Genomic DNA, 24,670 nt, shown 5'->3' with positions numbered 1-24,670 from the left:
ATTTCAAATGCTTTTTCAAGAAAATAAGAAATAAGCATTCAAATTAATTCATGAACAGGTTAATTTGTTCTAGAATACGCTCAAATAATATACAGCACTGCTATTTTTACTGTGGCAGTCACATATTAATCAAGGATGAACTATCCGCTTCAGTTTCTTCTGCGGCGATTTATAAACAGGGAGTTTTACTATGGCTACAATTACTGGCACTTCTGACAACGATACTCTTGTAGGCACTTCAGAGCCGGATTTCATTAAAGCACTGGCTGGCGACGATACTATCACTGCGGGTGACGGCAACGATACTGTTGTTGCTGCCGCGGGTGACGACACCGTTGATGGCGGAGCAGGTGATGACCTGCTTAATGGCAACAACGGTAACGATACTCTTAGCGGTGGCGATGGTGATGATCGCCTCAACGGCGGGCTCGGCACTGATACCCTGAATGGTGGTGAAGGTGCTGATCGTCTCAACGGTGGCGCCGATAACGATATCCTCAATGGCGGTAACGGTAACGACCTGCTGATCGGTGGCTTCGGTGATGACATACTGGATGGCGGCGAAGGCGATGACCGGGTATTTGCTGCCGACGGCAATGACACCCTTTATGGCGGCGAAGGTAACGACACAATGGGTGGCGGTGCTGGTGACGATATCATGGAAGGCGGCGCTGGCGATGACACTATGTGGGGTGGCGACGGTAAAGACCTGATGAAGGGCGGCAACGGTGCCGATACTATGTATGGCAATGTTGGTAATGACCGTATGCTGGGTGGCTTTGGTAACGACCTGCTGGTTGGCGGCCAGGGCAACGATCTGATTGATGGTGGCCTGGGTGATGATACGCTGGTCGGAGGTACTGGTACCGACCGTCTGAAAGGCGCCAGTGGCGATGACAAATATACCTTTGCTGTCGGCGACGGTTCCGACTTTGTCACCGACTCCAGCGGTACGTCAGACGAGTTTGTTTTTGGTGGTGTTACTGATGTAGCCGATATGTGGTTCTCACAACAGAATGATGACCTGCTTATTAACGTTGTCGGTAGTGATGATCAGGTAAAAGTACTGAACTGGTTTGAAGCCTCCGGCGATTTCAAAATCGAACAGATTATGATCGGCAACAGCTCTACTATTGATACAGCAGGTGTCGAAGCGCTGGTCACCGCGATGGCCAGCTTTGCTGTACCAAGCGGCGTGGGTTCTGTAGTAGATCCTGCAGACGCCGCAGTACTCGCTCCAGATCTGGCTGCAAACTGGATGTAAATACTACAAACCCAAAAAGCCCGCAGCATAGCTGACGGGCTTTTTTTCATTTATTGAACAAGGCTATTCAGCGGCACACTTCTTACAGCTGCTGATGCCCAATACTTTATACAGCGGACACCAGCCAAACAGAGCGATCAGTATTACCGGCACACCGACCCAGCCCCATACTGTTTGCGGGCCGACAAAGACCAATACGATCAGTACCAGTCCAACCAATATCCGTAGCACTTTATCCACAGAGCCAATATTGTTTTCCATTTTCCCAACCCTCGACTAATCAGTGATGAGCCAATTATCGGGAGTTCTGAGAGCTGCGTCTGTGACAAAGTCACACAGTAGAGAGTTTTCTCAGTAATTAACCTTTAGCGATGACGGCTATCGCTTCTTTATTGAGGAACATCACCTGATTTCGGCTCAGCGCCAGCCATTCCTTCTGCTCAAAACTTTTAAGCTGCCGGCTGACGACTTCACGTGCGGTACCAAGCTCATCGGCTATCTCCTGATGCGATCGCAACAGCACAAAACCACTACCCGCATGATCGATCAGATAACGCGCCAGGCGCTTTTCGATCCGCTCGAAGGCGATCTCCTGCACCAGCCCGATCATCCGCGCCAAACGTTCTCCATAGGAGTCGAAAATGAAACTGCGCAGCTGAGCAGATTCAGCCAGAGCCTGCTGAAAGTCAATCTGCGATATAAGATAGGCGGTGACTTCAGTCTCGGTAATGCCTTCCGCCGGGTACTGCTCACCGCCGAGCAGACAAGATGTAGTCAGGACACAGGAGCCCTGCTGTTCGATCCGATAGAGGATAATTTCACGCCCGGAAGGACTACGCCCCAGAACTTTAACTGTGCCGGAAACAACAATAATGTAATTGGCGCAGCTGTCACCCTGATGGAATACTATCTGATTAGCTGGCAGCACCACCTTTCGCGCCCGGCTCAGAATAAGATGCCCGATCTGATCCAGTTCAGTCAGTATCGGAAAGCGCTCGGTAAGCTGTTGTAGCTCATTTACTCGTTCAGTCATTGGCTGGCGGTGTATTGTTCTCTTCACGTTGCGCGCGCACAGCCAGCATGACATAACGCAGGTTATAGGCAAAACCAAAGACCAGGGCGATCGGCATAGTTACTACGAACACGCTACCAAAAGCCTGGCTTTCAAAGAAATGTCCCAGCCAGAGAAACAGGATACTGACGATAGCCACCGGCACCCCGGTACGCATCATCATTTTCAGCCAGCGATCCGCTCGGATCTGTTTTTTATCCACAGCCATTTTACTCTCCACAGATTGTTCAACCGCTAATCATACGCGCTCCTATATCGGTTCCATAGTAAACCTTGGGCCAAGGTGAATATTTCAACATTCAGCAATGCAGTTTCTGATATAATTCGCGGTCTGAAATAAACCCAGTTAAGTCGTTGAGGATCTGTGCATGCCACAATATCGCTCCAAGACCTCCACCGCAGGTCGCAACATGGCAGGTGCCCGTGCACTATGGCGCGCCACCGGTATGAAGGATGATGATTTCCAGAAGCCTATTATCGCTATTGCCAACTCTTTCACCCAGTTTGTACCGGGCCACGTCCATCTGAAAGACATGGGCCAATTGGTCGCCCGCGAGATTGAAAAAGCCGGCGGTGTGGCAAAAGAATTCAATACAATTGCGATCGATGACGGTATCGCGATGGGTCACGACGGCATGCTCTACTCTCTGCCATCGCGGGATCTTATCGCAGATTCAGTTGAGTATATGGTTAACGCGCACTGCGCCGATGCCCTGGTATGTATCTCTAACTGCGACAAAATCACACCGGGAATGCTGATGGCCGCTATGCGCCTCAACATTCCGGTCATCTTCGTTTCCGGTGGCCCGATGGAAGCCGGCAAGACTAAACTATCCGAGCATAAGCTGGATCTGGTCGATGCGATGGTGCTGGCGGTAGATCCGGATGCGTCTGACGAGCTGGTCGACGAAGTCGAACGCTCTGCCTGTCCGACCTGTGGCTCTTGCTCGGGCATGTTCACGGCAAACTCAATGAACTGCCTGGCGGAAGCACTCGGCCTGGCATTACCAGGAAACGGCACCGTCGTAGCAACCCATGCCGATCGTAAAGAGCTGTTCCTGCAGGCAGGCCGTAGCATTGTTGAGATGGCCAAGCGTCACTACGAGCAAGATGATTATGCTCTGCTACCGCGTTCAATCGGTTTCAAAGCATTCGAAAATGCGATGACTCTGGATATCGCCATGGGCGGGTCAACTAATACGATCCTGCACCTGCTGGCTATCGCACAGGAAGCCGAGATCGACTTCACCATGGAAGATATCGACCGTCTATCCAGAGTTGTACCGCAGCTGTGTAAGGTCGCACCGAATACACCGGAATATCATATCGAAGATGTGCACCGTGCCGGTGGCATCATGGGTATTCTGGGCGAACTGGATCGTGCCGGTAATCTGCATACCGATCTGCCTACCGTCCATGCGCCAACGATGAAGGACGCTTTGGATAAGTGGGATATCATGCGTAACCCAACGCCAGAGGTTATGGAATTCTATAAAGCTGGCCCTGCCGGCATTCCGACTCAGGTAGCTTTCAGCCAGGCAACGCGCTGGCCAACGCTGGACGGTGATCGTGCCAAAGGCTGTATCCGTTCGCTGGAAAACGCATTCTCACTTGAAGGTGGTCTGGCGGTTCTACGCGGCAATATCGCTCTGGACGGCTGTGTTGTTAAAACCGCCGGTGTCGATGATTCGATCCTGGTATTCGAAGGCTCCGCCCATATTACCGAGTCTCAGGATGAAGCCGTGGCGAACATTCTCGACGATAAGGTGAAAGCTGGCGACGTGGTCATAGTTCGTTACGAAGGCCCGAAAGGCGGCCCGGGTATGCAGGAGATGTTATACCCGACCTCTTACATCAAATCCAAAGGTCTGGGTAAAGCCTGCGCATTGCTGACTGATGGTCGGTTCTCTGGCGGTACTTCCGGCCTGTCTATCGGTCACGTTTCTCCGGAAGCGGCCGCCGGTGGAGCGATTGGTCTGGTCCGCAACGGTGATAAGATACGTATCGATATCCCGAACCGGACAATTGATGTACTGCTGTCTGATGAAGAACTGGCGCAACGTCGCACAGAGCAGGATGCTCTGGGCTGGAAACCAGTAGAAGAGCGCCCACGTAAAGTCACAGCGGCACTGAAAGCCTACGCTAAACTGGCTACATCAGCCGATATGGGTGCCGTTCGCGACCTGTCGCAACTGGACTAACCTTTTAGCTCAGACTTTAAACGCTCGTTAAAAAGGCAGCCACTGGCTGCCTTTTTAGTCTTTACCCTCAGGATCTGACTCAGCTCATAAATACTTGCCAGATCAGGCGCAATGCCAGTACCGAAACGGTCAGTTTGAACACTATCTGAAACTTTTCCGGGGGAATTTTCTGCAGCAGATGTAAGCCGATCCAGGTGCCCATAAAGCCACTGATAATCATCGCGATGATAAGCGGCAGCCAGTCGATAAAAGCAAAGCCTATCCAGCCAAATACCAACAGTTTCAACAGATGTTGAAAACTCATACAGGCAGCAAATGTAGCGACTGTACGGTATTTTTCAAAACCCAGCCGATGTACAAAAGCAGCAACCAGCGGCCCCGTCGCGCCGACAAACATTGAGATCAGTGTAGTCACAGCTCCGGCACTGATAAGCCCCGTTGGAGAAACCTCATGCTTGGCCAGTTTCGGCCCCCATACCAACAGCAGAATAAAGCCTGCAACCGATAACTGAATAACCGCCAACGGCAACTGAACAACAATAACCCCAGCGATGAGCGCACCGATGACCCCGCCCAGCATAAACAATTTAACCAGTGACCAGTCGATATAGCGCCGGGTTAACAGCGCCCGGTTAGAATTGGAGCCAAACTGCACCAGGCCGTGTACCGGTATAAGCGCAGCGACAGGCACGATTGAAGCCATCACGGCCAGTAACAGCACCCCGCCACCTATACCCATCGCCGCTGTCATCATTGAGGTCAGAGCACTGGTCAAAATCAGCAGCACTACATCCTGTAACGATAATAATTGTGGTAACCAGTTGGCCAATTCTATTCACCTTACTAAAAGAAAAACGCACCGCAATTGCGGTGCGCTAACAGTACTGATCAAATTTATTCCTGCAACGATTCCAGAACCTGTTGGGCCCATTGCAGGCTATGTCGATAAGCAACTTCATAGTAAGGTTTTTCGAGCAGTCCTTTAAGCTGATCCCACTCCCCCTGTTCGTAAGTTGCTACTTCATGCAGGATATTGCCCATAGGATTACTCCGGGTCAGAATGGCCTCTTTAATATCATCGTTCAGTGGTACCTGATCCAGCAGATCGGTCATCGGCATATCCATCATCGCATCCAGTTGCGACAACAAGCCGACGATAAAGAAGTTGATCGGATTCTCATAGTTCAGCATTTCCGCCAGCAGCTCACACATCCGCCCCCGGGTAAGCATCATCCGGGTCAGCTCAACCGGTTTACCCGACTGGCCGCTGAGGAGAAACAGTGTTGCCCATTTCTTTACCTGCTCCATTCCGATCAGCGCTATCGCGTGGGAAAGCGATTCAATCTGCTTTGGCGTACTGAATGCTGCAGAATTGACCAGGCGGAGTATTTTATACGCCATCATCGGATCATTGATCACGATCTGCTCGACTGACTCAACCGTCGCATTGGGATTATTGAGCTCGGCTAACAGCTCCATTATAAGCGCTTTCGAGCTGCCAAATGTTTTGCCTTTAATATCCACAGGCCGGCACAGGAAATATCCCTCAAAAAGATTAAAGCCCAATTCAATGCAGCGTCGAAACTCCTCCTGAGTTTCAACCTTATCCGCCAGAATATCGACATGATAAGGCCGGACAAAGGTAACCATCTGCTTCAATTCAGCTTCACTGTGCTGCTGAATATCTATTTTTACGGTATGGACCGCATCCAGCAGCACCGTCTGGCCCTTATCGCCCGTAAAGTGATTCAGCGCAAAACGATAGCCCTGATGCTTCAATTCTTTGGCTGTCTTTACCAAATCTTTAGATATGCCATCTTCCCGCAGCAGTTCAAAGACAAAATGTTCTTTAGGCAGAGATGGAATGGATCCGGATAAGAGCATACTCTCAGTCAGTTTAATGTAGCAGGGTAGTTGCCGAGCCTCACCATTCTGACTACCTAGAGCATAGGTATTCAGGATAACGGAGGAGGTAGCCTGTTCATCGGTAAACTTTTCCGGCAGCGAGCCATCATCCGAGCGATACATCAGGCTATAGCCCTCAACATCCTGATTTTTATTAAATATCGGCTGTCGAGCCATCAGCACTTGTCCGCCCTGCAGCAGATCGTCTTCTATCATTTTGTTCACAGAAGCCCCCTATAATATTCGATCTTACAAACGCCGGTTAGCTCCGGCTTCGATAAACAGGAACCGGAACAAGCCTAACAATAGCACTGTAAATACCTGATCCTCATCTATTTACAGTCAATTATTCCCAATTTAGGTATATAAATATTGACGCTATCCGCAGCTCTAAATATTCTGATCCCTCAGAAAGGTTCAGGGACTCGATAACCTTCAAGGCAGAAGGAATCTGACAATAACGATAAAATTAACCCGGTCTGTTTCTGAATACTATGCTTCTGAATTCTAAGTTTCTGAATACTACACCCAGCCCTAATAAAACAGCTCAATATCTTTTACTTCTGCTAGCAGTCCTCTCTGGATCTGCAGCGGCTGCTGACAGGCTGGAAGTTGAAATTCGCCCCAGCGTTCTCAATGTCCGGCAAACAACCTCAACCACGAGCCCTGTAGTCGAGGTATTACAGCAAGGAGAACGGCTAACAGTTACCACTACCGGCCTGCAGGACTGGATCAAACTGGACGACAAACGAGGCTTTATTTCGATTCACTATGTAAACGTCCTGTCCCGAACACCAGTATTACAATCTCCGGCTGAACAGAGCTTCGACCAATCAAGCTCAAAACCGGCAACTACTGTAACTCCAGAAGCAGAAACATCGGAACCAGAAGTACCTGAAGTACCTATAACAATTAAAAATACTGATACACCGGCACTATGCTCCGCAAACCATAATAATACCCGGATCGAGCTTATCGGTCAGAGCAAAACCTGCCGTAAGAACCTGCAGACGATGGGCTACGAATCTTGCGATATCCTGTTAAATTTTTTCCTGAATTCCGAATGCACAACACCCTCCAGGGTCAATGTCCAATGTACAGCTAATATTGTCTCGCAAGGGACTGGACCAGTACAAACGCAGGCAGAACTCGGCATTCAAAAACTCATATCCATCACTGAATCCGGTGCATCGACACTGCGCCTGAGCTGGGCACCTAAAGACCCTGACTCGCCGGTCACTCAGGTTCAGTTATCCGATGGTGAATGTGGCCTAATTGTCCGCTAATGCCGGTCGCGGGCGGTTAACCAGCCAGATGCCGCCAAGCACCAGGAGCAATGCAATCATAAAGCTCTGGTTAATCTGTTCCTGCAGTAGAAAATAACCGGCCAGCACACCAAACATCGGGCTCAGAAAACCGAACGCGGCTACTTTTGATGCCGGATATTCCCGTACCAGCCAGAACCATGCGGTATAGGAGATAAACGCAACGACCACGGATTGATACAGTACAGAGCCCACCACCGTCGCAGATATATCCCCGATAGCCGGCTCCGCCAGTAACCACGAGCCTAATGGTAATAACAGAGCAGATACTGCTAACTGATAAAACAGAACTTTTTCTGCGCTGAGATGGCGTTGCGGTGAAGCTTTAATAACCAGGGTAGTACAACCCCAGAAAACAGCCCCCAGCAGCACCATCAGATCGCCATAGAGCTGTTTACCACCTGTGCTCGAGCCATTATAGAAAGCCAGTACAATGCCTGAAAAAGCGATCACCAGACCTAATATACGCAACTTAGTCAACGCCTCGCCCGGCAGCAGAAAGTGCGCACCTAAGGCGACAACAAAGGGGGACGTATAGAGAAACACCGCAGCCCGGGAAGCCGATGTATATTCCAGCCCCCAGTAGAGCATCTGGAATTCGCCAGCAAACAATACCCCGGCCAATACACCCCACCAGCCCCCGCCATCTTTACTCCAGGGCTTCTCTCCCTTCCAGAGCATCCACAACATTAAAAGCACAACCGCTATCAGTGAACGTAAACCTGCCTGCAGCAATGGCGGAACAGCAACCAGCGCCCACTTGATAGCGACCTGCTGACATCCCCAGATGGCACAGAGGATAACCAGCAAGATGATCGCAAACCGATCCAGTTCATTTTTTACCACAAGGCAATTCCTGAAGCAGGCAGCCTTTTACAGCCACCATAAATTTTATGATTCTAAAAATAACTCTGGTTGAGAATCCAGCGAGTCAAAATCGCGCAACACCAACGAGCATCACTGGTCATTTTTTGTTCCAAAGCAATACTAATTAAATTATGCTGTCATTTAGCACAACTCCTGTGCTTCAAGAAAGATAAAGGAGAGCCACTGAGATGGATAATCCCCACTTATGTAGCGACTGCTTTTTATTGCTTCACCGACAACTAATCAATTTGCATGAAAATCTGGTTGAGCGTAACCATGTGTATAACGATACCATTTATGAATGTAAAGCTTGTCACTACCTGATACGCCTGTCCCACGTTCCCCATCAGTGGAGTGTTGTTGAAGAAACAGCAACGCGTTCAGCAAGCAAAAAAACAGCCTGATACACCGAATAGCCGCAGAAGTTTGTAGTTGCGGTTTACCTTAAAAAAAAACTACTCCAATATCGCGCCTTCAGTACCAATCCAATTCAATAATTAGCAGTCCTGCTCTATCCTTTCCAGATATTGTTCTATTTTACTTAAACCGTTAATTGATGCCGACTATTATGACGAATATTTTTAAGGAAAGCGGGTTACTATTCTTCCTATTGGTAACTGCCTGGATACCGGTAAATGCCGGCGAAGTAAAAATATTAGCCGCTCAACTTAATCGCCTTCACGATAACCAATGGACTATTAGTGTTACGCTGAAACATCAGGACTCAGGCTGGGAACATTACGCAGACAACTGGCGAGTAGTCGATAGCTCAGACGCTGCTATAGGCAACCGAGTACTGCATCACCCCCATGTCAACGAACAGCCATTCACCCGCAGCCTGACAAATATTGAGATTCCTGCAGCCAGCCGACTCCTCTACATAGAAGCCAGGGATAATGTCCATGGCTGGAGCGGGGACCGCTTGAAGATTGATCTTAGCAAGGCGCTGAACGGCAGACTTAGCGTGACAGCTAACGCAGATAAGTGAGAGATGAATCCGAATAACCAGAAAATGGAACCGGCACCAAGAATCGTATCCCGGACCTACTCAGAGCATGCGATCACCAACACTACTCTTTAAATGGACTAATACTGTCCGATCAAACTTTCTGCACCCTGCCGAAGGACCCATATACCGCTAGTCAGGGAGAACAACCCATAGCGTTCACACACAGTTATCCACAGAAATTGTGCACAATCACCCGAAGGATAACAAACGGATTTCTTCTGAGTTTCATCCAGGCTATTGCTGTAAGAATAAATATTGAGAACATTTTTTCAGGTACTGAAAATCGACCACGCCCACAGCCGACGCAGTTTTTTTTTCATAGTATTCCCGATCTGATTATCAGCATCAACGAAGAGATTGCTTATTTAGTATGCGTAGACAATGCCAGTTTCAGCACTAAACAAAACAAAAAGAAAACACGGCACTAGCTGCAACAAGGTGCCAGACTGTAACTATCAGATAATCTCAGAAAGCGCTTTAAACAACCACACTCAGAAATGCCCATCAGCGAACCGGGGAACTGGCATGCGACAGCAGCAACTCAAGCACTCCTCCTTTGAAGCGCTGATACACCACCTGCCAACCGTTGAGCATCAGACAGTTGAGCCGACCTCGCTCAAGCTACTCAGTTTCAATATTCAAGTAGGTATTCATACTCAGGCTCTGCACCATTATATGACCCGTAGCTGGCAACACCTACTCCCCCACTCCAAGCGGCATCGTACCCTGGACAATATTGCACAGGTAATCCAGGGCTACGATCTGGTGGCTCTGCAAGAGGTCGATGGCGGAAGTTTCCGGAGTGGCTATACCAATCAGGTTCACTACCTGGCCCAGGCTGCCCACTTCCCTTATTGGTATCAGCAACTTAACCGCAACCTCGGTAAGCTTGCCCAACACAGTAACGGCCTGCTGTCCCGACTACGGCCATACAGTATTGAGGACCACCGTTTACCCGGTTTAATGCCTGGTCGCGGAGCCATTATCGTCAGACTTGGACAACCACCCCACCAGCTCCTGTTAATTCTCCTGCATCTATCCTTAGGCAGCCGTTCCCGATGTCGGCAACTGACTTATATTCGCGAACTGATTGGCGATCACCCATCGGTGGTTGTAATGGGGGATCTGAACTGCCATCACGATGATCTGTTGGAGCATAAAGCTTTCCTGGACAGTAACTTGAAGCCGCCAGAGAAGCACCTTCCAACCTATCCCAGTTGGCGGCCAGTGCACGCCTTCGATCATATTCTGGTATCGGACAACCTGCAGGTAATCAAAACTCAGGTTTTGGATCTGACCGTTTCAGATCACCGCCCGATTGCCCTGGAAATCAAGACACCCTAGTGCAGGGCTTTGAAATCACTGCCTTTGAAATCAATAGTCACTGTGAAATGAGAAGACACTCACTAACGAAAGAGTGACCCCTGGTTTATCGAAAATGGCTTGGTATTTTAGTGTGACGCTATGTTTAAGCTTCAGAAAGAATGCTGCCGGCACCAGGAGCCGAACTCGGGACCTACTGATTACAAGTCAGTTGCTCTAGCATCTGAGCTATACCGTCACTGTGACCAACCTGATATTCACACGTTGCATTGGAAGAATGCGCCCATCGCTCGGACGGTTCAGGGTGGTAAACTCCGTATGGAATCAGAACGTTAAATGCATTTAATAAGTGACGCACCCGGAGGGATCGCAAAAGCCCCAGGGAAGAGACAATAAAGTCCCCCGACGTAAGGCAATGCCCGGTTTAGTGTTAGCCATGATCGGTCCATGGAACATGGGCGTTGCCGATTACTGGTCTGCACCTATCTATCATAAGTTATATATCAACCTAATCGGCGTCCCTTACCCCTTTAAGTTAGTTGCTGCCCTATACTATTTAACAGTCGATGTTTATAAAAACACCACCTCCGGTGGAATACGATACAGGTGTAGATTGTTGTCCACAGAGGGATCATCCAGCTACACCTATTCCGAGCTATGAACAATGTTATGAATGATGCACAGCATAAGCCAAAGGCTTTGGACGCCAGTCATATACTCAATACCGCATTAGATCTGGCGCAGGAACAGGACAACTGGTACGACCTCAGCCTTGTGGAGTTGGCGGATCGTTGCGACACCTCGGTAAACGAGATTTACATTCACTTTGCCGATACCAACTCAATAGCCGATGCCTGGTTTGCACAGGCACTCGAATCCATGCTTACACCGGGTGTTGAAGGTGTCGATAACTTACCCGTCAAGACGCGCCTGGAACAGATAATCTGGCGCTGGTTTGAAACCCTGGCGCCCTACCAGAGAGTGACCGCTCAGATGTTAAAATCGAAGCTACATCCGCCACATATTCACCATTGGGTGCCCATGATCTTTGATCTGTCACGTCTGGTCCAGCTATGGCGTGATATGGCCGGGCTCCATACGGGCGGACGACGCAGGCAGATTGAGGAGATCGTACTGACAGGCATTTTCCTGGTTACCTTAAGCGCTTGGTGCCGGGATAAAAGTTCGCAACAGACCCAGGCCCATTCCCGGCTTTTGAGTCTCCTGGAAAAAGCGGAGCAGTCCGGCCAATTCTGATTCGCTGAAAAATCAGTTCAAATCAAACGCTCAATGGCACAAGCATCGCGACTAGTTGATGTAAGGGGTGATCAGAGCGCCTATGTCGACCTGCGCACGCAAGCGGGCACACAGCAGATAGGTGCCTCCAAATTTACGGTGCAGAAAGAGCAGATCGGTGGGCGGCAGGTGCATGTAACGCTGATGCAGCCGCAAGGATATTGCCTGATCTGCGACCCGTTGCGATAGGTCAGAGCGGCCAAAATCGAATGGCCCCTGCTGTCGCATGGGCTCTGCAACGGTACGGATCATCTCGCACAACCCCTGGCGATATGGTTTTAGCTCATCGGCTCGTAGATAGCCCAGTTTTGTGGCATGGGTTTCGATGGCAGAAAGATCATCCCTGCGCGCAGCCCCCATCAATTGACGTAGCGCTGCAATAAAGTCACTTGAATAACGCCGTGTTGCGCCGAAATCCAGAAGCCCAATACGGTCCTGATCCGGTTGGTAACGGTAGTTGCCGAAATTAGCGTCGGTCTGCACCAGCCCCCATTCGAATACTTCCTTTAACACCAGGGCCAGCAGCCGTGTGGCTATTTGATTGCGAACCTGACTCGGTGCGCTGGCAAGGGTTTCGATCGGGACACCCGGGACGAACGACATGGTGAGCACTTCAGCTGTGCTTCGTGAACTATCTACCGAAGGAAGCTCGAAGCCGGAATCATCGCCGATACAACGGTGATACTCTGCAATACTGCCGGCTTCAGCGTAATAATCTGCTTCCCGGTGCAGTTGGTGCTTAGCCTCTTCAAGCAGTGGCGAGATATTATAGTCCTTTGGCACCAGCCGCAGGAGTTTGAAGAGCGTTGCAACGTTATTAACGTCGCTATCGATACTATCGCGAACCCCAGGATACTGAATCTTTATTGCCAGATGCTGACCATCTTTAGTTCTGGCTTCGTGTACCTGACCGATTGATGCCGCCGCAAGAGGGGTAAAAGAGAATCGTTCGAAATCATCTTCCCAGCCCCTGCCCCAGGCACTTTCCAGTACCAATGCCACCTGTCCCAGCGGCATTGAATAAGCATTCTCACGTAGCGTGGCCAGAATACCTGTCAGCTCTGGAGGAAGATAATCTCCGGCTTCCATCGAAAGAAGCTGGCCAACCTTCATCACCGCACCGCGCATCTCTGATAGCCTTTCCGCCAGATGCCTGGCATTGGCTGGGGTCAGGAGCAGATCTAAGGCCCTGAGCTGTTTCCCCGCCACCAATTGGCTCGCACCTTCATAGATCATCTCGCTGACAATGCCCCCGGCAAGACGGCCAAGTTTTAGTAACCGGCTTGCCCGATCTGACGATAGCGATCTCTCTCTAGCCAAAACAAATCACCCTTCTAGCTGTTAGGGGATCCGTCACCAATACGCAGGGCCACAACGTGGATCATGACGTATTTCAAGTAAATAGGTCCTGTGCTCAGTATAGGAAACTGCATCTACACCATGAAGAACTCTTCTTTAAAAAGCATCATGAATAATCAGCAACCGTCACCCATGTTGTGTTATGAGACTGCCACTTAAAATAGGGGGGAAGATGATAGAGAACGACAAGCAACGCACCCTGGCTAACACCCTCCAGGCATAGGAGTACTAATTTGGCTTGGGAGAATTTTTAAAAAAGTGGCGGAATGGACGGGACTCGAACCCGCGACCCCCTGCGTGACAGGCAGGTATTCTAACCAACTGAACTACCACTCCGCAGTGGTCGGTTTCTATAAAGAAACCTGATAAATGGTGCCGCCACCAAGAGTCGAAGTCGGGGCCTACTGATTACAAGTCAGTTGCTCTACCAGCTGAGCTATAGCGGTACGGAGATCATTTTTCCTTTCGAGCACTCTAAAAGTTTAGAGCAGTAACTTGAGCCCACTTTCAACAGCTCTGTAATGCGCAGCTGCACTATAATTTTTAGCGATATGTTCAGATCCATTATTACGCAACAACAAACCCAACTCAGGGTTTTCATGCAATCTAAATATCTGTTCACAAAACTGTTTTGACGTTTGGGCTTTCAAATAATGGATATCAGGAATTAAACCTATACCCTCAACAGCTTTTTCAGTAGCTATGATGGGGCGACCAACTGAAAGCGCTTCTAATACTTTAATACGAGTACCACCACCTTCAAATATAGGCAGAATGAGGCAGCTAGACTTATTATAAACAGGTAAAAGTTCACTGGGATTAGGAATGAGTATTGCTTCCTCCATGCGTTGGATAAGAGTTTTCATCGTTTTCCCTGGATTCCTCCCTGAAATAATAAGTTTTGTCTCGGGCAGTACTGACTTTACTTCTGGAAACACCTTTCGAGCCAGAAACCGAACTGCTTCCTTATTCGGAGGGTATCCCAAGTGCCCGATAAAAAGTAAATTAAAAACATCGCCGTGATCCGCGACCGAAAGAGCTTCACACCATTTAGGAACAGGGTTAGGAACAACATATATTGGACTTTTAATGCCCATGTCTCTTGCACACTTTGCATCATCAGCTGAGCAAACCCAAATAGCATCCGCAAGCCTACCGGCTTTAAGATCTGCCTGATAAGCATCTTCCCAATCGTTGCGATGGAAAACAGGAGTTAAGCAGCGCAATAATTTCGGGATACGAGCCTTATCGATATCTCTAAGTAATTGGTGCTCAATATTATGAAAGTCGACTACAAGCTTTGTGGTTGGAAATGCGTAACGCAATGGCTCGATAAGTGGCAGTAAAGCGACCCCCTCAAGAACGATAACTGTCGGTGATATAAGCCTTAATGCATCAACAACCGAAGTTATAGTTACATCATCAATAGACAAGACCGTTCGCGCGATGCGCTTTCCTTTTTTATACGGCTGACTGAAAGCATCCATTGCTATAGAATTAGTTTCCGAAATAGCACGCATTGCTTCGTGGATGCTAATATTTCGAATCTCCCCCCCTGTCGGCTGCATCGAAGGGCTTTCAATAACAATTTGAGCAAATGCCATGTCAACGTTTTCTTCTGTTGGAGTTCCGAGAATAATTCACCAGACGTGGCATAGTAGCATTGATACAGTCACAAAAGAAAAAGGCGATCCATACAGCTGGATAGAAAATAATCCTCAGTGGGAATACAAATTCTGGTCCGATGACGCTCTGCGTAATTTTATAAAAAATGAGTTCCCAGAATTAATCGAAATCTATGACAGTTATCCAAACGCCGTACAAAGGGCTGACTTAGCTCGGTACTGCCTGCTAAGTCATTATGGAGGCATATATGCGGACATTGACACTACCTGTATCGCTTCTCTGGAACCTATAGCCGGAGATACCAGAGTAATACTTTGTGAAGAGCCTGTAGCACACGCGGAGCCTGCTCTACTACGAGGACTAACAAGATTACTATTTAACGGTACGATGGCCAGCCCTCCGGAACACCCTTTATGGAAAGAGCTCATTAGGCTCTGTATCCTGATGGCATCGAATTCGCACAGAGATGTCCTTGAAAGCACCGGACCTCTTCTCCTGTCCGCAGCCGTCGAGCACTGGCAAGAGCCGCAATCTATTTCAATTAATTCAAGCCACCTATTTTGCCCATACAACAATACCGGAAATACTGACCAAACATCTCCATTTGGAGCATATGGCCATAAGAGGATATCAGTTCATCACTGGCAGGGAAGCTGGTTCAATAAAAAGCAGAATAGTCTCTGGTCTCGGAAAATAGGCAGACTAAGGCAGCTAAAATATAATCTGCTAAAAGGGCTTACCTACAAAGCAAAAAACTCAAGATCTAAGATAAACAGAGATTTGCTGAATAAACCTTTATTAATATCAGAAGCGCCTCCTCAGGTAGCCATATTCATACCTGTTAAAGATGGTGCTGAATTTATTACTAAAAACTTTGCATTAATTCAGGGCTTAAATTATCCCAAGAACAGACTAAGAGTGATATTCGGTGAAGGTCATAGTGTAGATGAGTCATCACAAATCATCGAAAATATTTGTCGAAAATACGGGAGTGACTTTAAGCAGGTCGTACAGCTAAAAATAACAAGCGGTCATAATATTTCACGCAACAAACGCTGGAAACCCTCTGTTCAACGACAACGTCGGGGAGCAATTGCTCAGGTACGTAATGAGATGTTGAACAGGGCCCTACAAGCCGAAGATGATTTTGTACTTTGGCTGGATGTGGATATAAATCATTTCTCTAGTGAAATATTAAATCGTTTACTCTCAGAAAATGAAAAAGTAGTGGTTCCGAACTGCGTACTCGATAAGGGACAAGCTAGTTTCGACCAAAACTGCTTTCTTGAAATAGGAACACCATCTAGAGCAGAGTATTACAAGCATTGTCAGTACGGCCTGTTTCAACCACCGGCTAATTACTGGTTCCGACGCCACCTTCATGAGCTTCGTTACCTCGATAGAGTCCCTCTCCATGGAGTCGGAGGTTGCATACTACTCGTTCATGCGGATATACACCGGGCCGGAATCACTTTTCCAGAGCTTCCTTATAAAGACCTAATCGAAACGGAGGCATTTGGATATCTGGCCCGAGAGATGGGAATCAAACCTATTGGACTTCCCGGCGTAGAGGTTTTTCATGTCAAATCCTAACCTTAATATATCGCCTCAACTAAGAAAAAACTCGGTTATTATCCAAGTTTTAACCTGCAGTAAGTCTCCAAAGGCTCGCCTTGTCTCAGCTCAACAACAATTAGAGAAATTCTTACCAGATATACCTGTTAGCATTGTTATGGGCTATGTTGCTTCTGATAACGAAGTACACAGAATCTATAGCCCTTCTCTCAATCGTCGGTTAATGAAGCGCCCACTGACTGAAGCTGAAATTGCAATATATGCAGGCCACCGCAAAGCGATGGCAGAATTCCTTAAAAGCCCGTATGAAGCCACTTTGATTTTAGAAGATGACTTCAAGATAGTAACACCAGACATTATCAAGCTAAGCGTTGAATTAGCCCCGGAGCTTTTGAATGGCACAAGAAATATTGTCAAACTGTTTGATTTTCAACCAAAAAAAACATGTAAGGAACCCATTTACCGAGAAACGGTAAAAGGAATCTCTCTTGTAAAATATAAATCTCCACGGGCAGGAATGGTTGCCTATCTTATTTCACGGGAAGGTGCAGAAAATTTCTTAGCTCGCAGCTCAGTTTTTCGAATGGTTGACGAAGATATAAAGTACTTCTGGGAATTAGATTTAGATATCTGGTCTATTCCGGAAAACCCGGTGACAGATAACTCTGACCGCCTGGGAGGAAGTCTGGTAGACGAAGAAAGGCAGTACGCCAGACGTCAAAAAACAATTTGCCGCTCTGTGTATGGAAATATTCTGACAATTCATCGCAAGTTCAAGACATTTTTAGAGAATATAAAATATTGTAAATCTAAAAGCAGAACTTCACAGGAGACCGGAACAAACTAATCACTGTCATATGGATGACATAGAGGAAATAAATGGTGCCGGCACTATGAGTCGAACTCGGGACCTACTGATTACAAGTCAGTTGCTTTACCAACTGAGCTATACCGGCTAAGAAAGTGGCGGAATGGACGGGACTCGAACCCGCGACCCCCTGCGTGACAGGCAGGTATTCTAACCAACTGAACTACCACTCCGCAGTGGTTGCTTCCTAAAGTTGAATCTTTAGAAAACTAAAATGGTGCCGGCACCAAGAGTCGAACTCGGGACCTACTGATTACAAGTCAGTTGCTCTACCAACTGAGCTATACCGGCACTGTGACCATACTGTGACCAACCTGATATTCACACGTTGCGTTAGATGCAATGCGCCCGTCGCTCGGACAGATCAGGGAGTACATTCCGTATGGAATCAGAACGTTAGATGCAATATATAAGTGGCGCGCCCGGAGGGATTCGAACCCCCGACCAATAGGATCGGAACCTACTACTCTATCCAGCTGAGCTACGGGCGCAATGCGTCTAACGCGGCGTGTATATTACCGATCAACTACCGCAGTGTCTATCCGTTAATGCCGTTATCCGCGTAAATTTGTCCTCAACTCAAGTTTTACTCAATTGCCCCTCCTTCAGTTCCTTACTAAGCTTATCTACACACTGTAAAGCCACGTTTACAGTAGGACCTCAAAAAATGGATATGAACATTCACAAACAAACAGGCATCGCAACTGTTGAGTACGCCCTTGCAGGCGTGCTGATATCCATTGGTCTGATCGGGGGGTTTACCCAGCTCGGCGATACCATCTGTGACTCAGTCAATCAATTAAAAGCAGGGATCAGTAGCTTCAGTGATTCAGGCTCCGATAGTTCCGGTTGTTCCAGTCTAGCGGGTTCAGGCTCGGGTGGTTCCGGCTCAGGCTCCGGTGGTTCCGGTTCCGGCTCAGGCTCTGGCTCAGGCTCCGGTGGTTCCGGTTCCGGTTCAGGTGGTTCCGGTTCCGGCTCCGGTGGTTCCGGTTCCGGTTCCGGCTCAGGCTCTGGCTCAGGCTCCGGTGGTTCCGGTTCCGGTTCAGGTGGTTCCGGTTCCGGTGGTTCCGGTTCCGGTGGTTCCGGCTCCGGTGGTTCCGGTTCAGGCGGCTCCGGCTCCGGTGGTTCCGGCTCCGGTGGTTCCGGCTCAGGTGGTTCCGGCTCAGGTGGTTCCGGTTCCGGTTCCGGTTCCGGTGGTTCCGGTGGTTCCGGTGGTTCCGGTGGTTCCGGTGGTTCCGGTGGTTCCGGTGGTTCCGGCTCAGGGGGTTCCGGTTCAGGGGGTTCCGGTTCAGGGGGTTCCGGTTCAGGGGGTTCCGGCTCAGGTGGTTCCGGCTCAGGTGGTTCCGGTTCAGGTGGTTCCGGCTCAGGTGGTTCCGGCTCAGGTGGTTCCGGCTCAGGCGGTTCCGGCTCAGGCGGTTCCGGTTCTGGTGGTTCCGGATTCGGTGGGTTCGCTTCAACAAGTTCCGGGTCAGGCAGTTCCGGCTCAGGCGGCTCTGGTTCTGCTGCGCTTTCGCAAGATCAATTCCTGGCATCAAACAATACAGAGAAAAATGACCCGACTTCCGATTCTGAGAAAATGGCAGGTCAAACAAAACTATATAAGGATAATCTTTCGACTCCGTCTAGCACCACAAAAACTGACAATGGGGAGTCGGAAAAGGGAACAGCTGGGCAGGAAAACACTGGGATAGGGGCTATTGATGAAGAAACACAGTTCTGGCTCCTGGCGACATTACTCCTGTTAATTCTATTAATCTGCGGCTTAATCATCTCCCGCATCATGGGGAAACCCCGCCACGGAAATGACACATCTAGTCATAAATAAGCCATTCCGGGCCAGATATTATCTGGGCCACATTGGCTTGTTTCATATCCAGGCTGGCCATTAGCTGGTCGATTTCATTTTCCGGCATCGGCTTATAAAACAGATAACCCTGATACTGATCGCAACCATTACGTTTAAGGAAATCCAACTCTTCCTGCTTTTCAACGCCTTCGGCTATCACTTTCATATTCAGGTGTTTGGACATCGCTATAATTGTTGTAACTATCGCCGCATCATTCGGGTCAGTGGTTATATCCCGGACAAACGACTGATCAATTTTTAAAGTATCTAAAGGTAGCTGTTTAAGGTACTGCAGTGACGAATATCCGGTACCGAAATCATCCAGAGAAAAACGTATTCCTAATGTAGCCAGGCGTTTCATCTTTGCTATTGTCCCCTCTATATCATTCAGCAGTACTCCCTCGGTCAGCTCAAAAACCAGATATTCGGCCCGTGCCCCAGTCGACAGGATAATTTCCTCAACATTTTCTACAAAATCCCTTTGCTGAAACTCTCTCGGGCTAATATTTACTGACAAAGTCAGGTATTTATCATCAGTCATCCACTTCACCATCTGCCGGCAGACGTTGCCAAGCACCCAACGCCCAAGCATACAGATCAGATCTGTCATCTCCGCAATCGGGATGAACGAAGCTGGATTTATCCATACACAGCTTTCATCCTGCCAGCGTATTAATGCCTCAGCACCGACAATTTCACCTTGCCCGTCGAGTTGCGGTTGATAATAGACTTTCAGCTGATGATGGTTGATCGCCCGCCTTAAGCGCTCTTCGATCTGTTGTCGATGATCTGCATTCTCCTGCATGTAGCTGAGGAAAAACTGAACCCTATTACGCCCCTCATCTTTGGCCCGGTACATGGCCAGGTCAGCCTGCATAATCAGGGTATCAAAATTGTGGTGTTGCTCATCAAAAAGAACGATACCGATGCTTGGCGTGACATGCAGTATCCGGTTGCTGATATTGTATTGTTTAGATATAGCACTACGTACTTTTTCAGCCACGCTCAGCGCGTTATTACTGGCCTTGACCTCATTAGCCCCCAACTCCGGCAGCAAAACCACAAACTCATCACCACCCAGGCGGGCAGGCGTATCAGCCTCCCTGATCACGTCCTGAATCCTGTCTGATACTGTTTTCAGCAATTCATCTCCGACATTGTGCCCGAGGGAATCATTAATCGTCTTGAAGTGGTCAAGATCCAGATACAGCAGGGCGCCTTTTTGTCGGCTGCGCCGAGACCGAGCGATCTCCTGCTCCATCTGATGCAACAGCATCCTGCGATTAGGTAAACCGGTTAGTACGTCATAAAACACGTGCTGTTCAATTTCCTGCCGCTGCTGATGAAGCTTCCGATTGTTTTTATCTATCTGGGCAATCATCTTATTAAACCCCTTGATGATAGCTCCAATCTCACCAGCTTCGCTGCCACGAATACGCACACCAAAATGCTGCTTTTCAGTTATCGCCTGCATGGTTTGCAGTATTCGGTCAATCGGTTCGGCCACTCCCCGCTGAATACGCTTAGAGAGCAGATAGACTGCAACCATTGATGCAAAATACAAAAAGAGCCCAAATATCAGATACCTGATCAAGTACTGCTCTATACGAGTTAAGTCATACTGCAGATACAGCTGCCCTACTAATTCATCATTAACCCTGAGCGGACGACTGTACTCAAACAGATTCTGATTAAACTGAAACCGGGATAATAACGATGATCGAAGTAATATTGAGGGAACTGCCAGAGCAATATCCGGCTGCTTAACACTGCTAAATAACTGACCGGAATCGTTATACACATAGATTGCGACCAAATCTTGTTCAAGTAAGGTATTACGGAGAAAAACCTCGGCAAGATCAGGTGTATCCGCTATCAGAGCATTACCCGTATGTCCGGCAATAAGAGCCCCGAAGGATTCAGCACGGTTGATCAGCTGCCCTCGACTATTGAAAGTTTCAAAAGTTAATGCAGCCACGCCGGCCAGAAAAAGCACCGCCGCCGTTGAAAACACGAAGACCCGGTGTAGCTTTGCTGTAAAAGAGGAGCTGAACTTTTTTATCATTGCTCAGTGCCGGCTACCTTCAGATAGCCTGAAAAAGTCGAAACAACCTTTACCATGCATCATGCCTTCGCTGGTATTTATTAAGGTCAAACGACTTCTGGCTTAAGATAATCAGCCCTGCTGACGAGTACAGCAATCAATCTAGTGCCCAACTGCCGATACAGCAAACAGAATAGGCAACCGAACCACCCAAAATGGGGACCTGTAAGCGTTAGCTGGCGAACCTTAGCAAGGTGTCAGAAGGATATTAAACCGGATCAGTACTAATTAATTAGTGTTGATCGCAGATCCCCCCATTTTAGTCAGGACTATTTACCGCTATAATCCCCGCCGATAAGAGTTTCAGCTAGCTGTTCCATAATCATAATTTGGTTTTGAACTACCAATACCTGATAAATACAAAAACAGCTGCCGTTTTTTAAAATTAGCGATGATGAGGTCGTGACTGTGAGTAATATTGCTGCCAAAGCTATTTCTACCCTGTTCGCAATTGCACTGGGTTTCCTGGCTACCTCCACAATGGCCAACACTGATAACGCTGCAATTGCTGAGCGTATCAAGCCTGTTGGTTCCGTATGTGTTGAGGGTGATGATTGTGGTGGTGCTAGCGCCGCTCCTGCTGCTGCAGGTGGTGCCCGTTCTGCTGCTGACCTGTACACTACCAAGTGTGCTGCCTGTCACACTTCAGGTGTACTGGGTGCACCTAAGTTCGGCACCAGCGAATGGACTGACCGTGCTGCCGGTAAAGGCCTGGACACCCTGGTCAACAATGCGATCAACGGCATCAACGCAATGCCACCTCGCGGTACTTGTGCTGACTGTTCCGACGACGAGATAAAATCTCTGGTTGAGTACATGGTCGATAGCGCTAAGTAACACAACTTCTGGTATCGCCGTTTCGTTACATATATGTAACCACGGCATATCGTAAAAAAAGGCCGCTAATGCGGCCTTTTTTATTTTCTGTCAAAGTACGCTGTTAAAATCACAAATCGTCCAACAGTCCCCGTAAACCATTTAATGTGGCATTACCGCGGGCTTTATTTGTAGTTTCACAAACTTCGCCCCGCCCCTCAAATACCAGATCATCTTCCGGTAACTCGTCCAGAAAGCGACTCGGAATACAGTCGATCACTTCGCCAAACTGCTTGCGTTTTTTGGCCAGCGTTATCGACAAGGTTTCTTTGGCACGGGTAATTCCCACGTAAGCCAGCCGCCGCTCCTCTTCAATATCACCACTTTCGATACTGTTGCGGTGAGGCAGAATTTCCTCCTCCATTCCCATCAGGTAAACATGGGGAAACTCCAGTCCTTTTGAGGCATGCAGGGTCATTAACTGTACCCGGTCAGAATCATCTTCCTCTTCCTGCCGCTCCATAATATCCATCAGAATCAATCGTGCGATCGCTTCTTTGATACCTGCGTCGGGATCATCTTCGCGTAATCGTTCCAGTGTGTTGCTAAGTGAATCGACCAGTATCCAGACATTCTGCATACGTCGATCGGCAATCACCTCTCCAGAACTATTCTGAGAGATCCAACCAGCAAAATCGATATCATCGATCATCTTACGGATACCTTCTATAGGATCCCCGCGCTCACACTGATCATAGATTCCCTGAAGCCACTGGCTGAAACGACGTAAACGTTCTACCTGAGCGGTTTTCAAGACCTGCTCCAAGCCCAGCTCACCACAGGCATTGAACAGGCTGATTTCACGCGACGATGCATATTCCCCCAGTTTCAGCAGAGTGGTCGGGCCAATTTCTCGCCGCGGCAAGTTAATGATCCGCAAGAAGGCGTTATCATCGTCCGGATTCACCAACACTTTCATATAGGACATGATGTCCTTAATCTCAGCCCGGGCGAAGAAAGAGGTTCCGCCGTTAAGCTTATAAGGCACCTGATAACTCTGAAGCTTAAGCTCCAGTAATCGTGCCTGATGATTACCCCTATAGAGAATCGCAAAATCCTTGAACTGCGTTCTTTTACGCAGATGAAAATCGAGAATTTCAGTGGCAATACGATCACATTCAGCATCTTCATTGCGGGTATAGATCACCCGGATCGGATCACCAAAGCCCATATCACTCCACAAGGTCTTATCAAAGACGTGAGGATTATTCGCTATAACTGTATTGGCAGCTTTCAGGATACGGCCTGTGGAACGATAGTTCTGTTCCAGCTTTACCACTCTCAAGCTGGGAAAATCTTCCTGTAGCTGACCCAGATTCTCTGGCCGGGCGCCCCGCCAGGAATAGATTGATTGGTCATCATCGCCAACCACCGTTAATTTTCCACTGGATCCCACCAACATCTTAACCAGCAGATACTGACTGATATTTGTATCCTGATATTCATCCACCAGCAAATAACGGATTTTATTCTGCCAGCGCTCTAATACTTCCGGATGCTCTATAAACAATCGTGCCGGAAGCAGAATAAGATCATCAAAATCCACAGCATTATATGCGCGTAAACTCTGGTTATAGGCTGCATAGGCTCTGGCCGCCAAAATATCTGCAGGCCCCTTAGCCTGACTAAGCGCCTGGTCCGGATCGACCATGTCGTTTTTCCAGTTGGAGATCGTACCCTGAACAAAATCCAGTTGTTCAGCGTCCTCCTCATTGTGCAACAACAAACTCTTCAGCAATCCTTTACTATCCTGGTCGTCGAACAGGGAGAAGCCCTTCTTGAAGCCGACAACTTTATGCTCCTTGCGGATGATATTCAGTCCAAGGTTATGGAAAGTAGATACCGTCAGGCCCCTGGTAGCACTGCCCTGAACCAGACTACCGACCCGTTCCTTCATCTCCCGTGCGGCCTTGTTAGTAAAAGTCACCGCCGCAATGTTATGCGCTTTAATACCGCAAGTTTCGATCAGGTAAGCAATTTTACGGGTAATCACACTGGTCTTACCTGAGCCGGCGCCAGCCAATACCAACAGCGGACCACTGATATAGTCCACTGCCTCGCGTTGCTTAGGATTGAGTCTTGCCATAAATATCTGATTCTTATACTAAAGTTAATGCCGATAACGGCCGATATACTATTGTTAGCAACAGAAAA

General features: G+C 48.4%; 20 protein-coding genes and 6 tRNA genes. 10 read left to right on the top strand and 16 right to left on the bottom strand.

Features of this window, described 5'->3' with window-relative positions; translation table 11 throughout:
• Nucleotides 1-190: 190 nt before the first annotated feature.
• On the top strand, nucleotides 191-1,264 hold the full coding sequence (locus ACQUQM_RS19910; RefSeq protein WP_432471612.1) for a calcium-binding protein: 1,074 nt from the start codon (nucleotides 191-193) through the stop codon (nucleotides 1,262-1,264).
• 63 nt (nucleotides 1,265-1,327) lie between these two features.
• On the opposite strand, the gene ACQUQM_RS19905 is transcribed toward ACQUQM_RS19910, so the two are convergent.
• The 3 genes from ACQUQM_RS19905 to ACQUQM_RS19895 all read right to left on the bottom strand — a co-directional run bounded on the left by ACQUQM_RS19905 (nucleotide 1,328) and on the right by ACQUQM_RS19895 (nucleotide 2,544).
• The gene (locus ACQUQM_RS19905; RefSeq protein WP_432471611.1) at nucleotides 1,328-1,525 is read right to left on the bottom strand and encodes a YgaP family membrane protein; all 198 of its coding nucleotides are present in this window, start codon (nucleotides 1,523-1,525) and stop codon (nucleotides 1,328-1,330) included.
• A gap of 97 nt (nucleotides 1,526-1,622) precedes the next feature.
• Complete coding sequence (locus ACQUQM_RS19900; RefSeq protein WP_432471610.1) at nucleotides 1,623-2,297, bottom strand: Crp/Fnr family transcriptional regulator; 675 nt, start codon at nucleotides 2,295-2,297, stop codon at nucleotides 1,623-1,625.
• On the bottom strand, nucleotides 2,290-2,544 hold the full coding sequence (locus tag ACQUQM_RS19895; protein WP_432471609.1) for a hypothetical protein: 255 nt from the start codon (nucleotides 2,542-2,544) through the stop codon (nucleotides 2,290-2,292). The genes ACQUQM_RS19900 and ACQUQM_RS19895 overlap by 8 nt, the downstream gene beginning before the upstream one ends.
• 160 nt (nucleotides 2,545-2,704) lie before the next feature.
• Between ACQUQM_RS19895 and ilvD the strand changes: the two genes are divergently transcribed.
• Complete coding sequence (gene ilvD / locus ACQUQM_RS19890) at nucleotides 2,705-4,537, top strand: dihydroxy-acid dehydratase (protein ID WP_432471608.1); 1,833 nt, start codon at nucleotides 2,705-2,707, stop codon at nucleotides 4,535-4,537.
• Nucleotides 4,538-4,616: 79 nt separating this feature from the next.
• Here the strand turns inward: ilvD and ACQUQM_RS19885 are convergent, their stop codons facing one another.
• The gene (locus ACQUQM_RS19885) at nucleotides 4,617-5,366 is read right to left on the bottom strand and encodes a sulfite exporter TauE/SafE family protein (protein WP_432471607.1); all 750 of its coding nucleotides are present in this window, start codon (nucleotides 5,364-5,366) and stop codon (nucleotides 4,617-4,619) included.
• A 65-nt stretch (nucleotides 5,367-5,431) separates the two neighbouring features.
• A complete protein-coding gene (locus ACQUQM_RS19880; protein WP_432474854.1) occupies nucleotides 5,432-6,658 on the bottom strand; it encodes an EAL and HDOD domain-containing protein in 1,227 nt (408 codons plus the stop codon).
• A 278-nt stretch (nucleotides 6,659-6,936) separates the two neighbouring features.
• On the opposite strand from ACQUQM_RS19880, the gene ACQUQM_RS19875 reads away from it, so the two are divergent.
• The gene (locus ACQUQM_RS19875) at nucleotides 6,937-7,728 is read left to right on the top strand and encodes an SH3 domain-containing protein (protein ID WP_432471606.1); all 792 of its coding nucleotides are present in this window, start codon (nucleotides 6,937-6,939) and stop codon (nucleotides 7,726-7,728) included.
• Here the strand turns inward: ACQUQM_RS19875 and ACQUQM_RS19870 are convergent.
• Nucleotides 7,714-8,613: a DMT family transporter gene (locus tag ACQUQM_RS19870; RefSeq protein WP_432471605.1), complete on the bottom strand. Its 900-nt coding sequence runs from the start codon at nucleotides 8,611-8,613 to the stop codon at nucleotides 7,714-7,716. The two genes, ACQUQM_RS19875 and ACQUQM_RS19870, sit on opposite strands and share 15 nt — an antisense overlap.
• A 589-nt stretch (nucleotides 8,614-9,202) precedes the next feature.
• Here ACQUQM_RS19870 and ACQUQM_RS19865 point away from each other — a divergent pair.
• Complete coding sequence (locus ACQUQM_RS19865) at nucleotides 9,203-9,622, top strand: hypothetical protein (protein WP_432471604.1); 420 nt, start codon at nucleotides 9,203-9,205, stop codon at nucleotides 9,620-9,622.
• A 546-nt stretch (nucleotides 9,623-10,168) separates the two neighbouring features.
• Nucleotides 10,169-10,987: an endonuclease/exonuclease/phosphatase family protein gene (locus tag ACQUQM_RS19860; RefSeq protein ID WP_432471603.1), complete on the top strand. Its 819-nt coding sequence runs from the start codon at nucleotides 10,169-10,171 to the stop codon at nucleotides 10,985-10,987.
• Nucleotides 10,988-11,131: 144 nt separating this feature from the next.
• Here ACQUQM_RS19860 and ACQUQM_RS19855 read toward each other — a convergent pair.
• Nucleotides 11,132-11,202: transfer RNA gene (locus ACQUQM_RS19855), tRNA-Thr, on the bottom strand.
• A 433-nt stretch (nucleotides 11,203-11,635) separates the two neighbouring features.
• Between ACQUQM_RS19855 and ACQUQM_RS19850 the strand changes: the two genes are divergently transcribed.
• Nucleotides 11,636-12,223: a TetR/AcrR family transcriptional regulator gene (locus ACQUQM_RS19850; protein ID WP_432471602.1), complete on the top strand. Its 588-nt coding sequence runs from the start codon at nucleotides 11,636-11,638 to the stop codon at nucleotides 12,221-12,223.
• A gap of 51 nt (nucleotides 12,224-12,274) precedes the next feature.
• Here ACQUQM_RS19850 and ACQUQM_RS19845 read toward each other — a convergent pair whose 3' ends face one another.
• The 3 genes from ACQUQM_RS19845 to ACQUQM_RS19835 all read right to left on the bottom strand — a co-directional run bounded on the left by ACQUQM_RS19845 (nucleotide 12,275) and on the right by ACQUQM_RS19835 (nucleotide 15,225).
• The gene (locus tag ACQUQM_RS19845) at nucleotides 12,275-13,582 is read right to left on the bottom strand and encodes an ABC1 kinase family protein (RefSeq protein ID WP_432471601.1); all 1,308 of its coding nucleotides are present in this window, start codon (nucleotides 13,580-13,582) and stop codon (nucleotides 12,275-12,277) included.
• Nucleotides 13,583-13,880: 298 nt separating this feature from the next.
• A tRNA-Asp gene (locus ACQUQM_RS19840) sits at nucleotides 13,881-13,957 on the bottom strand.
• 146 nt (nucleotides 13,958-14,103) lie between these two features.
• Nucleotides 14,104-15,225, bottom strand: a complete 1,122-nt coding sequence (locus tag ACQUQM_RS19835; RefSeq protein WP_432471600.1) for a glycosyltransferase — start codon at nucleotides 15,223-15,225, stop codon at nucleotides 14,104-14,106.
• On the opposite strand from ACQUQM_RS19835, the gene ACQUQM_RS19830 reads away from it, so the two are divergent.
• Together ACQUQM_RS19830 and ACQUQM_RS19825 are read left to right on the top strand one after the other, a co-directional pair.
• Nucleotides 15,224-16,840, top strand: coding sequence for a glycosyltransferase (locus tag ACQUQM_RS19830; RefSeq protein ID WP_432471599.1), 1,617 nt, complete (start codon nucleotides 15,224-15,226; stop codon nucleotides 16,838-16,840). The two genes, ACQUQM_RS19835 and ACQUQM_RS19830, sit on opposite strands and share 2 nt — an antisense overlap.
• Nucleotides 16,827-17,669 carry a glycosyltransferase family 25 protein gene (locus ACQUQM_RS19825; protein WP_432471598.1) on the top strand — a complete coding sequence of 281 codons (843 nt, stop codon included), beginning with the start codon at nucleotides 16,827-16,829 and terminating at the stop codon, nucleotides 17,667-17,669. Before ACQUQM_RS19830 ends, ACQUQM_RS19825 begins: the two co-directional genes overlap by 14 nt.
• A gap of 33 nt (nucleotides 17,670-17,702) precedes the next feature.
• Here ACQUQM_RS19825 and ACQUQM_RS19820 read toward each other — a convergent pair.
• From ACQUQM_RS19820 to ACQUQM_RS19805, 4 genes are all read right to left on the bottom strand, one after another.
• A tRNA-Thr gene (locus ACQUQM_RS19820) sits at nucleotides 17,703-17,778 on the bottom strand.
• A gap of 8 nt (nucleotides 17,779-17,786) precedes the next feature.
• Nucleotides 17,787-17,863, bottom strand: a tRNA-Asp gene (locus ACQUQM_RS19815).
• Between the two features lie 42 nt (nucleotides 17,864-17,905).
• Nucleotides 17,906-17,981: transfer RNA gene (locus ACQUQM_RS19810), tRNA-Thr, on the bottom strand.
• 123 nt (nucleotides 17,982-18,104) lie between these two features.
• Nucleotides 18,105-18,181: transfer RNA gene (locus ACQUQM_RS19805), tRNA-Arg, on the bottom strand.
• Between the two features lie 176 nt (nucleotides 18,182-18,357).
• Here ACQUQM_RS19805 and ACQUQM_RS19800 point away from each other — a divergent pair.
• On the top strand, nucleotides 18,358-19,515 hold the full coding sequence (locus ACQUQM_RS19800; protein WP_432471597.1) for a Flp family type IVb pilin: 1,158 nt from the start codon (nucleotides 18,358-18,360) through the stop codon (nucleotides 19,513-19,515).
• Here ACQUQM_RS19800 and ACQUQM_RS19795 read toward each other — a convergent pair.
• The gene (locus ACQUQM_RS19795; RefSeq protein ID WP_432471596.1) at nucleotides 19,502-21,601 is read right to left on the bottom strand and encodes a putative bifunctional diguanylate cyclase/phosphodiesterase; all 2,100 of its coding nucleotides are present in this window, start codon (nucleotides 21,599-21,601) and stop codon (nucleotides 19,502-19,504) included. The genes ACQUQM_RS19800 and ACQUQM_RS19795 overlap by 14 nt on opposite strands.
• A gap of 447 nt (nucleotides 21,602-22,048) precedes the next feature.
• On the opposite strand from ACQUQM_RS19795, the gene ACQUQM_RS19790 reads away from it, so the two are divergent.
• Nucleotides 22,049-22,477, top strand: coding sequence for a c-type cytochrome (locus ACQUQM_RS19790; RefSeq protein WP_432471595.1), 429 nt, complete (start codon nucleotides 22,049-22,051; stop codon nucleotides 22,475-22,477).
• Between the two features lie 109 nt (nucleotides 22,478-22,586).
• On the opposite strand, the gene rep is transcribed toward ACQUQM_RS19790, so the two are convergent.
• Nucleotides 22,587-24,602 (bottom strand): DNA helicase Rep, encoded by a 2,016-nt coding sequence (gene rep, locus ACQUQM_RS19785; RefSeq protein ID WP_432471594.1) that lies wholly within the window; start codon nucleotides 24,600-24,602, stop codon nucleotides 22,587-22,589.
• Nucleotides 24,603-24,670: the final 68 nt, after the last annotated feature.

It is taken from the genome of Amphritea sp. HPY, assembly GCF_050870985.1.
GTDB lineage: Bacteria > Pseudomonadota > Gammaproteobacteria > Pseudomonadales > Balneatricaceae > Amphritea.
Note: the sequence above shows the minus strand (reverse complement) of the source record. Positions and strands in the feature narration are given on the sequence as shown.

Bases quoted from the DNA above. Each gene is read 5' to 3' on its own strand.
- ACQUQM_RS19910 (WP_432471612.1), top strand. From the start codon at position 191: ATGGCTACAATTACTGGCACTTCTGACAACGATACTCTTGTAGGCACT.
- ACQUQM_RS19905 (WP_432471611.1), bottom strand. From the start codon at position 1,525: ATGGAAAACAATATTGGCTCTGTGGATAAAGTGCTACGGATATTGGTT.
- ACQUQM_RS19900 (WP_432471610.1), bottom strand. From the start codon at position 2,297: ATGACTGAACGAGTAAATGAGCTACAACAGCTTACCGAGCGCTTTCCG.
- ACQUQM_RS19895 (WP_432471609.1), bottom strand. From the start codon at position 2,544: ATGGCTGTGGATAAAAAACAGATCCGAGCGGATCGCTGGCTGAAAATG.
- ilvD (WP_432471608.1), top strand. From the start codon at position 2,705: ATGCCACAATATCGCTCCAAGACCTCCACCGCAGGTCGCAACATGGCA.
- ACQUQM_RS19880 (WP_432474854.1), bottom strand. From the start codon at position 6,658: ATGATAGAAGACGATCTGCTGCAGGGCGGACAAGTGCTGATGGCTCGA.
- ACQUQM_RS19875 (WP_432471606.1), top strand. From the start codon at position 6,937: ATGCTTCTGAATTCTAAGTTTCTGAATACTACACCCAGCCCTAATAAA.
- ACQUQM_RS19865 (WP_432471604.1), top strand. From the start codon at position 9,203: ATGACGAATATTTTTAAGGAAAGCGGGTTACTATTCTTCCTATTGGTA.
- ACQUQM_RS19860 (WP_432471603.1), top strand. From the start codon at position 10,169: ATGCGACAGCAGCAACTCAAGCACTCCTCCTTTGAAGCGCTGATACAC.
- ACQUQM_RS19850 (WP_432471602.1), top strand. From the start codon at position 11,636: ATGAATGATGCACAGCATAAGCCAAAGGCTTTGGACGCCAGTCATATA.
- ACQUQM_RS19830 (WP_432471599.1), top strand. From the start codon at position 15,224: ATGTCAACGTTTTCTTCTGTTGGAGTTCCGAGAATAATTCACCAGACG.
- ACQUQM_RS19835 (WP_432471600.1), bottom strand. From the start codon at position 15,225: ATGGCATTTGCTCAAATTGTTATTGAAAGCCCTTCGATGCAGCCGACA.
- ACQUQM_RS19825 (WP_432471598.1), top strand. From the start codon at position 16,827: ATGTCAAATCCTAACCTTAATATATCGCCTCAACTAAGAAAAAACTCG.
- ACQUQM_RS19800 (WP_432471597.1), top strand. From the start codon at position 18,358: ATGGATATGAACATTCACAAACAAACAGGCATCGCAACTGTTGAGTAC.
- ACQUQM_RS19795 (WP_432471596.1), bottom strand. From the start codon at position 21,601: ATGATAAAAAAGTTCAGCTCCTCTTTTACAGCAAAGCTACACCGGGTC.
- rep (WP_432471594.1), bottom strand. From the start codon at position 24,602: ATGGCAAGACTCAATCCTAAGCAACGCGAGGCAGTGGACTATATCAGT.